Below are 12,428 nucleotides of genomic sequence, written 5' to 3' on the forward strand. Positions count from 1 at the left end.
GCATGCTTCGTATCGATACCCACGCCCACTACCTGCCACGCGACTGGCCGGATCTTGCCACCAAGTACGGCGACAATCGCTTTCCAGTGATTCACCACGGCGAAGACGGCCGCCACCGCATCTACAAGGACGGCAAGTTCTTCCGTGAAATCTGGCCGAAAACCTGGGATCCTCAGGAACGTATCGATGACTATGCACGCTTCGGCATCCAGGTCCAGGTCATCTCGACCGTGCCGGTTATGTTCAGTTACTGGGCACAGGCACATCAGGCCCTCGAGTTGCATGAAAGCCTCAACGACCACATGGCGGAAACCTGCCGCGACTATCCCTCCCACTATGCCGGCATCGGAACCGTTCCGCTGCAATCGCCGCGACTGGCGATTCAAGAAATGGAACGATGCGTCGACCAGCTAGGTCTGTGCGGCGTACAGATCGGTTCACACATCAACGACTGGAATCTGGATGACGCCGAGCTGCGGCCATTCTTCGAAGCCGCCCAGGACCTCGATGCCGCCATTTTGGTGCATCCCTGGGACATGATGGGCACCGACAGCATGCCCAAGTATTGGATGCCTTGGTTGGTCGGCATGCCGGCCGAACAGTCCCGAGCGGCCTGCGCCCTCATCTTCGGCGGAGTGCTCCAGCAGTTTCCGCGACTGAAAGTGATGCTTGCCCACGGTGGCGGCAGCTTCCCCTACACCATCGGCCGCATCGAACACGGCTTCAATATGCGACCGGATCTGGTTGCCACCGATAATCCGCACAATCCGCGGGATTACTTCAAACAACTCTACTTCGATTCCTGTGTGCATGACGACCGCGCACTGCGCTACCTTCTGGACACCGTCGGAACCGACCGGGTCATGCTCGGCACCGATTATCCCTTTCCGCTCGGCGAGCAGGAACCCGGTTCGGGCATCCTGGGGCTGAATCTGGATGCAGGGAATCAGGAACAGCTGTTTAACCGTACCGCGCTGTCCTGGCTGGGTCGCGACCGCCGTCACTTCGAGCAGAAATAATGATCTTCAGCGACGATTATGCCGATCAGCTCGACCGTACTGATTCATTAGCTTCGTTCCGCGACCGCTTTCATATCCCGAAGCACGCGAATGGCGATCAAATTTATCTGTGCGGAAACTCTCTCGGCCTTCAACCCAAAAGCGTAAAGGCCGCGCTTCAGCAGGAACTGGATGACTGGGCGGCATTTGGCGTCGAGGGCCATTTCCATGCCAAGCACCCATGGATGCCGTATCACGGCGAACTGCGTGATCTGCTCGCGGAAAATGTCGGTGCCAAGCCCGTGGAGGTCGTGGCTATGAATTCCTTGACCGTCAATCTCCACTTGTTAATGGTCAGTTTCTATCGGCCGGATGCAAAGCGTCCAGCGATTGTCATCGAACAGGGCGCATTTCCTTCCGACCGTTACGCCGTCGAATCGCAGATCCGCTTCCATGGTTTCGACCCTGCCGAGTGCCTGATTGAAATCCCCGCCGATCCGGAGACCGGTCTGATCCCGACAGATGCCTTGGAAAACTGCCTGCGTGAACAGGGTCACCGCGTCGCTTTGATTTTGTGGCCCGGCGTTCAGTACCGCACGGGTCAGGCCTTTGATCTGAAGGCCATCGCCGATCTCGGTCACTTCTACGGCTGCCGGGTCGGTTTCGATCTGGCGCATGCTGCCGGCAACCTGCCCTTGCAGCTGCATGATTCCGGCGCCGACTTCGCAGCCTGGTGTAGCTATAAATATTTGAACTCCGGCCCGGGCGCCATAGCCGGCGCTTTCGTGCATGAACGCCATGCCCAGGCCGTGCTTCCCCGGTTCAACGGCTGGTGGGGCCATCTTCAAGACACCCGCTTCCAGATGGGACCCGAATTCAACGCCACGCCCGGGGCTGAAGGGTGGCAGCTCAGCAATCCACCGATTTTCGCCATGGCCCCAATGCGCGCCTCCCTAGAGATTTTCCACGAGGCCGGTCTGCCGGCCTTGCGGCGGAAATCACTCGCGCTGACTGCGTATCTGGAAGCCCTGATCCGACAGGAGCTGGGTGACGTACTTCACAGCGTCACCCCGAGCAATCCAGAGCAACGCGGGTGCCAGTTGAGTCTGCAAGTGCGTGCCGGACGCAATGCCGGTCGTCAGCTCTTTGAACATCTCATGCGGTCCGGCGTCATCGCTGACTGGCGGGAACCGGACGTTATCCGCCTGTCGCCGACCCCGCTTTACAACCGTTTCAGCGACTGCCTCGGCGCAGTGCGAAGCATCAAACAGTGGGCAGCCTCCGCATGAAGCAACAGACCATCCATATCGCCGGCGCCGGCCTCGCGGGTGCCCTGCTCGCCATCCTGCTGGTCCAGAAAGGCCATACCGTGCGCATTTATGAAAAGCGTCCGGATCCGCGCAAAGCCGGTATTGAGGGCGGCCGATCAATCAATCTCGCCCTGGCCTACCGCGGCCTTTACGCCCTGCAGCAGGCCGGGCTCGATGATGAGGTGATGCCGCAGGTGGTCATGATGCGCGGGCGCATGATCCATGATGTTTCAGGCAGTACCCATTTCCTGCGTTACGGCAAGGACGACTCGGAAGTGATCTGGTCGGTCCACCGCGGCCGCCTGAATCTGGCGCTGATTGAAGCTGCTGAAGAACAGGGTGTCTCGGTGCATTTCAATGCCCGTATCGGTGATATCGACCTGGAACGCAATACGTTGCGCATCGACTATCTGGACCACAGCGAAACCGAGGCCTTTGAACGCCTGATTGGCGCCGATGGCGCCGGCTCGGCGGTCCGTCGGGTACTGGCCGACAAAGGGCTGGTAAAAGAGCATATGGAAGCCCTGGGCCACAATTACCGCGAGCTGGAAATCGCACCGGATGCGCACGGCGACTTCAAGATCGACGGCAACAGCCTGCACATCTGGCCGCGCGGTGGATTCATGTGCATCGCCCTGCCGAATACCGAAAAGACCTTTACCGTCACCCTTTTCCTGCCGGCCAAGGGCAATCCGGGCTTCGACAAGATCCGCGATCCGGCACAGGCCCGGCAGTTCTTCTCCGACGTCTTTCCGGATGCGCTCGACAAAATCGCCGACTTCGACTACGACTGGCAGCATAATCCGGAGAGCGCGCTAGCGACCCTGACACTCGATACCTGGCATCACGACGACCGCATCGTCCTGATCGGCGATGCCGCGCACGCCATGGTGCCGTTCCACGGCCAAGGCATGAATTGCGCCTTCGAGGACTGTCTGGCATTGGTCGATGCCATCGAGAATACGGAAAACTGGAACACTGCCATTAGCGCCTACGAGACGGCCCGACGCGAAAACGCCGCCGCCATCCAGGCGATGGCGTTGGAAAACTATGTGGAGATGCGCGATAAAGTCGACGACAGCCGTTTCCTGCTGGAAAGAACGCTTGAGCGCGAATTGGCCGGACGTCATCCGGACCGCTTCATTCCCCGTTACAGCATGGTCAGTTTCCAGCGTGTGCCTTATGCCGTTGCCCTGCACCGTGGCATGATTCAACGCAGCATCCTCGCACGTCTATGTGAAGGAATTTCCGATATCGCCCAGGTCGATTATGCCTTAGCCTCGGAGATGATCCATCGCGAACTCGAGCCCCTGCATGCCTGAAACCTTCCTCTGGTACGATCTTGAAACCTTCGGCCGCAGCCCGCGCAACAGCCGGATTTCGCAATTCGCCGCCATCCGGACCGATACCGACTTGAATCCGATAGGAGATCCGGTTTCACTGTTCTGTCGTCCATCCGATGATTTTCTGCCCGAACCGGAAGCGGCCCTCATCACCGGAATAACCCCACAGCATGCCCTCGCTGCAGGCTTGTGCGAGGCCGAGTTCATGGCGATGCTGCACGAGCAGTTCAGCCAGCCGGGCACCTGCGCACTGGGCTATAACTCGATCCGGTTTGATGACGAATTCATCCGATTCGGTCTATACCGGAATTTCTTCGATGCCTATGCGCGGGAATACGCCGGCGGCAACTCCCGATGGGACCTGCTTGATGTGATGCGCATGCTCTATGCACTACGTCCCGAGGGCTTGCAGTGGCCGCTGCGTGAGGATGGACTGCCGAGCTTCAAGCTGGAAGATCTGGCCAAAGCCAATGATTGCTTCGAAGGCGAAGCCCACGAGGCGCTTTCGGATGTACGCAGCCTTATCAACCTGGCACGTCGGGCCAAAGCCGCACAGCCGCGTTTATGGAATTACGCACTGAAGCTGCGCGACAAGGAATTTGTGGCAGGAATCGTTGCCCCGCACAAACACCAGGTGGTGTTGCATGTGTCTGGGCAATTCTCCGCAGAACGGGCATGCAGCGCACTGATGCTGCCCCTGATGACACACCCTCTGATCAAGAACCGCGTGATTGCCGTGGAACTGACGCCGGAAGCCCTGAAACTGTTGCACTACACACCCGAAGAAATCGCCAGCAATATTTTTACCAGGCGAAGCCTGCTGCCGGAAGGCGAAAGCCGCATCGGAATCAAGGAAATCCAGCACAACCACTGTCCGGTTGTCGTCGCCCTGCAATCCCTCAGCGAAGCCGAACTGGTCCGATGGAGCATAGATGCCGACCGACTCAAGGTTGACATTGCCACTGCTGACGCAGTGCATGGCGAGCTTCTGGCACATTCCGACATCATTACTGACAAGCTGGCAAAGGTTTTCAGTCGTCCGCGCACTAGCGAACCGGCCGATCCGGATGCTGCACTTTATGACGGATTCATTGAACGCGCCGACAAGCTGAAATTCGGTAAAGCACGCTCCAGCATGGGCCGGGATTCCCTCGTCTTCATTGATCCGCGCCTGAGTGAACTGTACTTCCGCTATAAGGCCCGAAATTGGCCGGAATCCCTGACCAGTGCCGAGTCGATTCAATGGCGGGACTTCCGGAAAAGCCGGCTGACGCCGGAAGCACTGGCTGATTACACGCAGCAATGCCTCACTCTGGCCGAAGCCCATCCCGATAAAGCCCGGGTCATACGGGTATTGATCGACTGGGCAGAACAGATCTCTCCGGCAAAGGTATGAAGCACCGAGAGTGCTCAGCTATCCGGACCTAAGCCCCATCAAAAATTTGTTTCAATCATTGATTATTCGATACGCCATGGGGAACATGGCCTGCAGCAACATGTTGCCGCGCGCTTGCAATGTTGTGACTGGAGTCGTCGAAAAACAAATCCGCCCCGAATGCCTCCAAAAATGGTCCTTTATCCCGACCACCGAGAAAAAGGGACTCATCCAGACGTACCCCCCATTGACGAAGGGTCAAAATTACCCGCTTATGGGCCGGAGCCGAACGTGCCGTAACCAGGGCCGTCCGGATCGGGCTCGCCTCAACCGGGAAACTTTCCTGCAGATCATGCAAGGCGGAAAGAAACCCTTTGAAGGGGCCACCGGAAAGCGGTTCATGGGCTTTGGCTGCTTCATGGGCATGGAATGCGGCAAGGCCGTCCTCCTGCGATACACGTTCGGACTCGTCCCCGAAAATCACGGCATCTCCATCGAATGCGATGCGCAGTTCAGGATGGGTCTGTTCAGCGGCCACCGCAGGCAGGATGGTTGCTGCCGCAATGCCGTGTTCAAGCGCTGCCCGCACGGAATCCGGATTGGCAGAAAGGAATAATTGCGCGGCAAATGGCTGGATGTACGGATAGACTTCAGCGCCACTGGTGAAAACCGCCCGGGTGATTTTCAAACCGTAATGCTCTATCGAATTGAATATACGCAAGCCGGTGTCGGAACTGTTGCGTGAAAGCAAGATCACTTCCACCCGCGGATGATTCGGATCAGCACCCGCATTCAACGCCAGTAGCTTTTGAACCAGGGGAAATGCTATTCCCTGCGGCAGAACGTCGTTCTCATGTTTGCGCTGGTATTCGGCATAGGCATCGATTCCCTGTGATTCAAAAACCTGATGACCATCTTCCAGATGAAACAAAGCGCGGGCAGTGATGGCCACCACCAACGATGCCTGTATCTGACCTGTGTGCGATGTGGGCTGACCGTTCATGATGACAGTATGGACTGTAGTGGTCTCATTTGCCGAGATTCAGGTAACGAACTGTTCGTTGAGTATGCGGTCATCCAGATTATGTTCCGGATCAAAAAGCAGGCGAACAGTGTTCTCATTTCCTTCGCGGATGCTGACCTCGACCACGTCGCGTACTTCGTGAGAGTCGGCGGTGACACTGACCGGACGCTTGTAGGGGTCAAGCACGCGGAGTCTGACCAGCGTGTCCGCACGCAAAATGGCGCCGCGCCAGCGCCTCGGACGGAATGGTGCAATCGGTGTCAGCGCGATTACCGCCGATCCAAGTGGCAATATCGGCCCCATTGCTGAAAAGTTATATGCCGTACTTCCGGCCGGTGTTGCCACCAGAATGCCATCACATACCAGCTCCTCAAGTCGGACCTGACCATTCAGAGAAACCTCCAGCTGGGCGGCCTGGCGGGTTTGGCGGAGCAATGAAACCTCGTTGTAGGCCAGAAAACGGTAGCGCATGCCGGCTTCGGTCAAAGCTTCCATCTCAAGCGGCTTCAAGGTACTGCACTCGGCACTGCGAAGGCGCTCGACAAGCCCTTCCGGCCGATAATGATTCATAAGAAATCCAACACTACCGAGTTTCATACCGAATACCGGAAGTGACAGGGAAGCAAACCGATGAAGCGTTGAAAGCATGAATCCGTCACCGCCAAGGGCACAGATTACATCCGCCGATTCCGGAGGACATTGACCATATTCGGAAAGCAGCGTCTGCAAAGCATCCTGTGCACTTGGTACGGGGCTGGCAACAAATGCGATTCTAGGCGGGTCAGTTAGCTTCACAGGCGACTCCATGGCGTTACGGGCACATCATAACCGATGTGCCCGGCCATATCAGCGCACGCCGGTTGAAGCAATCTGTGCAAGACGGCGGACAGCCACAGACAGCGTCGGAAAATCCATCTCACTCAAGGAACGCATATCGGTAAACATGCCCAGCGTGTACTTCAGGGCTGCATCGTCACGCGACAGCCAGGAACTGACCCAGTCGGCCGGTGATTTGCCGGCTACGGCAGTCGCCAGAACCGTGCTGACCAACTGACGCTGCTGCGCCTGCAGTTCATCACGCAATACCCCGCGGGCCTGGGCCTGCCAACGCCCGGTCACCGGAAGCAGCTCGACGTTTTCCATGAGCCAGTTGATGTGCAGGGCATCGCTGAGCGCGAAATGCGCCTGCGCAACCGCCATAACCGGCTGTTTTTCACGCAAGCTGAGCTCGATGATGTCCATTGCTGAGTTCAAGTAGGGCAATGCTGCCAAGAAATGTGCCAGTCGGTCAGTCATGCCGAGTTTAGACAGCCGGCTGAACTCCGCGTCGAAGATTGACCTGTCGCCGGGCGTTAGTGCTCCCGGAAGTGATTGCAGCAGCGTGCTGAATGGCTCCTGGTAGCGTTCCACCATACGGGCGATATCCAGCAACAGACCGGGCAAAGCAATCAGCCAACGGGTCAGATTACGCTGCAGATGCCAAATTCCAGCGAGCGCATCAAGCTGTACTTTTTCACTGACCTTATGATCCAGTGCGTCGATTTCCGCCCAAAGTTCGCGGGCCAGCATGCTTTCTCGGATGATGGTGTAAGCCTTGGCTATCTGTGACGGGGTTTCACCGGTATCCTCCTGCATTCGCAACAGGAATGTCGAGCCCATACGATTGACAAGGGAATTGGTTACCGCAGTCGCGATGATTTCGCGGCGCAGACGATGGCTGAGCATGTATCCTGCGTATTTTTCTTGCAGGGGCTTCGGGAAGTAGCGTTGCAGTTCCTTGGAAAGGAACGGATCCTCTGGCACATCCGAATCCAGCAATTGGTTGAATATCACAATTTTGTCATAGCTGAGCAGCACCGAAAGTTCCGGACGGGTCAGCCCCAGACCTTTTACTTTGCGTTCGGCCAACTCGGCATCGCCGGGCAGGAATTCGATGGCGCGGTCCAGAAGGCCTTCGGTTTCAAGGGTCTGTATGAAGTGTGTGAACGAGCCAAGACGTTGTGCACTCATGGATTCCATCAGGCTGAGTGCCTGGTTCTGCCTGTAGTTATCGATCAGAACAAGGTCGCCGACTTCTTCGGTCATGCTGGCCAATAGGGCATTGCGCCGCTCGAGCGTGAGATCACCGGCCAGAACAGCCGCACCGAGCAGAATCTTGATGTTGACTTCATGATCGGAAGTATCGACGCCAGCCGAGTTATCGATGAAATCGGTATTCAGCAACACGCCGTACTGGGCCGCTTCGATTCGACCACGCTGGGTCATGCCGAGATTGCCACCCTCACCCACCATACGGCAACGTAGCTCGTTGCCATTGACGCGAAGCCCGTTATTGGCGCGGTCACCGCAGTCAGCATGGGTTTCGTTGCTGGATTTGACGTAGGTGCCGATTCCACCGTTCCAGAGCAGATCAACCGGCGCCTTCAGAATGGCGTTCATTAACTGGTTCGGGCTCATTTCCATAGTTTCGACATCGATGCCAAGTGCCGTTTTGACTTCCGAACTGAGCTCAATTGATTTCGCACTGCGTGGGAACACGCCGCCGCCCTTGGAAATAAGTCCGGCATCGTAGTCTTCCCAGCTCGAACGCGGCAGAGCGAACATGCGTTGCCGCTCTGCGAAGGTCACAGAGGCATCAGGATTCGGGTCGAGGAAAATGTGACGGTGATCGAACGCCGCCAGCAGACGGATATGTGGGGACAGCAGCATCCCGTTACCGAAGACGTCACCCGACATGTCACCGATACCGACGCAGGTAAAATCTTCAGACTGACTGTTGCGGCCGAGAGCACGGAAGTGACGTTTGACCGACTCCCAGGCGCCTTTGGCTGTGATTCCCATGCCTTTGTGGTCATAGCCGACCGAGCCGCCTGAAGCGAAGGCATCACCAAGCCAGAACCCATGTTCGGCAGAAATGCCATTGGCGATATCGGAGAAAGTGGCGGTACCCTTATCGGCAGCGACCACCAGATAGGGGTCATCGCCATCGTGACGGACCACCTGCTGAGGATGCACGACCTGGCCGTTGACCAGATTGTCGGTGATGTCGAGCAGCCCGTTGATGAAGCGTTTATAGCAGGCGATGCCCTCGGCCAGAATGGCATCACGATCGCCACCGGCGGGAGATCGTTTGGCAAAGAAGCCGCCTTTCGAACCTACCGGAACAATGACGGTGTTCTTGACCATCTGGGCCTTGACTAAACCAAGCACCTCGGTACGGAAGTCTTCACGACGGTCAGACCAGCGCAGGCCGCCGCGCGCGACCGGTCCGAAACGTAAATGCACGCCTTCAACGAAAGGTGAATAGACGAAAATTTCGCGGTATGGGACCGGTTTCGGAATATCCGGAACCTGCGTAGGATCAAATTTAAAACTGAAGTAATCTTTGGCTTTGCCCTGACGATCGGTGGTCTGGTAAAAACTGGTGCGTAAGGTCGCCTTGATCACCGCTGCGAAGGCGCGCAAGATGCGGTCTTCATCGAGACTGGCCACTTTGGCGAGCTGTTTGCCAAGGAGTTTGTCGACGGCACCGATCTGCTCGTCACGCGAGGTTGCAACGAAATTGGCCAGATAGCGTTCCGCAGAATCGACGCCCATGCGTTTCAGGGCCGGGGCCAGATCGGCATTACTGCCACTCAGGTCCGGATCGAAACGCGCTTCAAACAGACCAATCAGAATCCGAGCCACAGCCGGATAGCGCTGCATCGTCTCTTCCATGTAGGTCTGCGAGAAAGGAACACCAATCTGGAGCAAATATTTGCAATAGGCTCGCAGTACCGCAACTTGATGCCAGCCCAGACCGGCAAGTGTCACCAGTCGGTTGAAGCCGTCGTTTTCACATTGTCCTTGCCAGACCGCACCAAAGGCCTGTTCGAAGTCGGCCTTGATGTGTTCGGCAGAAACGGTTTTAACAGATTCCAAAGCAAAGTCCTGGATGATTACCCTGCGTTCGTCCAATGTCAGCACGTAGGGATTTTCAGTCAGTACCTTCATACCGAGATTTTCAAGCATCGGCAGAGCGTCGGAAAGTGCGATTTCCCTGTCAAGGCTGAACAGTTTGAAACGCAGGCGATCTTCTTTCTGATAGAGATTGAGCGTCAGGCCGCCGTCGACTGTCAGTTGTTCGATTTGCCGGATGTCCTCGATGCTTTGCTCAGGCGTGACGGTTTCTACATAACTCTGCGGCAAGGCAGGCAAATAACGTCCGGCCAATGCGATACCCTGCTCTTCGCCAAACCCATGAATCAGAGCATCACGGAATTCATCCTTCCAGTTGCGGATAATGGCGGCCAGTTCGGCCTCCAGCGCCTCGAGATCATATGATGCGGATGGGCTGGCATCATGTCGGATCAAAAGATGCAACTGCGCCAATGGCGAATCGCCGATTTTCAGTGTCTTGTCGATGCGGTCACCGCGCAGTGCATGCATGAGCATGTCTTCAATGCGGGTGCGGATTTCAGTATTGAAACGGTCTTTCGGAAGATAAATAAGAACCGAGAAGAAACGTCCGAAAGGATCCTTGCGGATGAAAAGTTTCGGCCGGAAACGTTCCTGCAGACTGAGAATGCTTACGCTGGTCTGCAGCAATTGATCGGGTGTGGCCTGGAACAACTCCTCGCGCGGCATGGTTTCGAGGATCTGGCGCAATGCTTTGCCGCTATGGCCCTCCAGACTTAAGCCGGAAGATTGCATGACCTTGTCATAATTAAGACGAACCAGGGGAATTTCCCAGGGCCGGCGATTATAGGCCGATGTCGTGAACAGGCCGATGAAACGGTACTCGCCCAAGGCGCGGCCATCGGCGCCGTAATGCAGTACGCCGATGTAATCCATGTAGGTCGGACGGTGAATGGTGGCGCGTGCTGCAGTCTTGGTCAGAATCAATAAATCACGTTGTTTCCGCTGGGTCCTGCCAAGACTACTGACCGGACGTGCATTTGCGCTATGGTGTGCGTCACGCAGAATGCCCAGACCGGTTCCAGGAACAGCATCTAGGGACTCTGCCGCACCCTGGCCGGAAAGGCGGTACTCGCGGTAACCCAGGAAAGTGAAATGGTTTTCAGCAGCCCATTTCAGGAAAGCGCTGACCTCGGACGGCGCGGTTTCAGCATCGTCCAGACGCTGTATGGCGGCGATATCCGCAACTTCAAGCATGCGCGTACGCATCTGTTGCCAATCGGCGACGCTGACCTTGACATCTTCCAAGGTACTGCGGATTGCAGAAATCAGTTTATCCGCAGTTTCCGCGGTCTGACGTTCGATTTCCATCCAGACCACTGATTCTTTGATTGGTCCCGGTATCGCGGTGAGTGAACCTTCGGAATTACGATCGACGGAAATTACCGGATGTACGATGGCATAACAGGTGATGCCAAGTGCATCCAGAACCATCTTGAAGGAATCGACAAGAAATGGGTAGTCGTCAGATACGATTTCCAGACTGCTACGCGTGCTGCTGCCATCGGATGCGAGGTTTGCTTCCTGATTTACCCGGACGTTGGCGATACCGGGTTGGCGGGCTCGCGTGACATCCAAAAGCGAAGTCAGTATTTTGACCCAGGCCTGCTGGTCCTGAAGTTCGAAATCCTCCAGAGATATCTGAGATAGCACGGCATGAACGATGTCTGCATCCGTGTCATGCTTGTTTGCGGTTTGAGCCACCTGCCGTGCGATGGCAGAAATGGCCGAAGTCGAAGGATTGATGATAACGGTCATGGAAATCTTCTCTGGTGTGGCGTCTGACGGCTTCAGCGCAGACCGGTTTCATTGCGGGCAATGACCAGGCGCTGGATTTCGCTGGTGCCTTCATAAATTTCGGTAATCTTTGCATCACGGAAATAGCGCTCGAGCGGCATTTCCTTGGAATAGCCCATTCCGCCGTGGATCTGCAAAGCCTGGTGGGTGATGAACATGGCGGTTTCGGAGGCACTGAGCTTGGCGACCGAAGCTTCAGTGCTGTAACGACCGCCGTTGCGGTCGGCATTGGATTTAGCCCAGGCCGCGCGCAAGGTCAGCAGTTCCGCGGCGTCGAGACGGCATTTCATATCGGCAATCTTGGCCTGGATCATCTGGAAGGATCCGATGGGCTGACCGAAGCTTTTTCGCTCCTTGACATAGGCCACCGCGGCCTCGTAGGCGGCACGCGCCAGACCGACAGCCTGTGAGGCAATTCCGATGCGCCCCGCATCCAGTACGCCCATGGCGATTTTGAAACCCTCGCCTTCGGTGCCCAGAACTTCATGGGCTTCGGCGACATAATCCTGAAATTCGATTTCACATGTGGCCGAAGCACGGATGCCGAGCTTGGGCTCGGTCTTGCCCCGGAAAAAGCCGGACTTGGCGGTATCGATCATGAACGCGGTGATGCCCTTGGCGCCC

At 56.6% G+C, this 12,428-nt stretch carries 8 protein-coding genes; 4 read left to right on the plus strand and 4 right to left on the minus strand.

Annotation, left to right across the window (positions count from 1 at the left end; genetic code table 11):
- Positions 1-2 precede the first annotated feature (2 nt).
- From ACIQ1A_RS05725 to sbcB, 4 genes are read left to right on the plus strand one after another with little or no spacing between them, the layout of a single operon-like run.
- Positions 3-1,019, plus strand: coding sequence for an amidohydrolase family protein (locus ACIQ1A_RS05725; RefSeq protein ID WP_395770104.1), 1,017 nt, complete (start codon positions 3-5; stop codon positions 1,017-1,019).
- Complete coding sequence (gene kynU, locus ACIQ1A_RS05730) at positions 1,019-2,287, plus strand: kynureninase (protein ID WP_395770105.1); 1,269 nt, start codon at positions 1,019-1,021, stop codon at positions 2,285-2,287. Before ACIQ1A_RS05725 ends, kynU begins: the two co-directional genes overlap by 1 nt.
- The gene (locus ACIQ1A_RS05735) at positions 2,284-3,630 is read left to right on the plus strand and encodes an FAD-dependent oxidoreductase (protein ID WP_395770106.1); all 1,347 of its coding nucleotides are present in this window, start codon (positions 2,284-2,286) and stop codon (positions 3,628-3,630) included. Before kynU ends, ACIQ1A_RS05735 begins: the two co-directional genes overlap by 4 nt.
- Complete coding sequence (gene sbcB, locus ACIQ1A_RS05740; RefSeq protein WP_395770107.1) at positions 3,623-5,047, plus strand: exodeoxyribonuclease I; 1,425 nt, start codon at positions 3,623-3,625, stop codon at positions 5,045-5,047. The genes ACIQ1A_RS05735 and sbcB overlap by 8 nt, the downstream gene beginning before the upstream one ends.
- A gap of 55 nt (positions 5,048-5,102) precedes the next feature.
- Here sbcB and ACIQ1A_RS05745 read toward each other — a convergent pair whose 3' ends face one another.
- The 4 genes from ACIQ1A_RS05745 to ACIQ1A_RS05760 form a co-directional block, all read right to left on the minus strand.
- Positions 5,103-6,029, minus strand: coding sequence for a 5'-nucleotidase (locus ACIQ1A_RS05745; protein WP_395770108.1), 927 nt, complete (start codon positions 6,027-6,029; stop codon positions 5,103-5,105).
- 39 nt (positions 6,030-6,068) lie between these two features.
- A complete protein-coding gene (locus ACIQ1A_RS05750; RefSeq protein WP_395770109.1) occupies positions 6,069-6,857 on the minus strand; it encodes an NAD kinase in 789 nt (262 codons plus the stop codon).
- 39 nt (positions 6,858-6,896) lie between these two features.
- On the minus strand, positions 6,897-11,765 hold the full coding sequence (locus tag ACIQ1A_RS05755; protein ID WP_395770110.1) for an NAD-glutamate dehydrogenase: 4,869 nt from the start codon (positions 11,763-11,765) through the stop codon (positions 6,897-6,899).
- Positions 11,766-11,797: 32 nt separating this feature from the next.
- Positions 11,798-12,428, minus strand: a 631-nt coding sequence (locus ACIQ1A_RS05760; protein WP_395770111.1) for an acyl-CoA dehydrogenase family protein, incomplete at its 5' end; no start/stop codon positions are given.

Source organism: Arenimonas sp. (genome assembly GCF_044353605.1).
GTDB lineage: Bacteria > Pseudomonadota > Gammaproteobacteria > Xanthomonadales > Xanthomonadaceae > Arenimonas.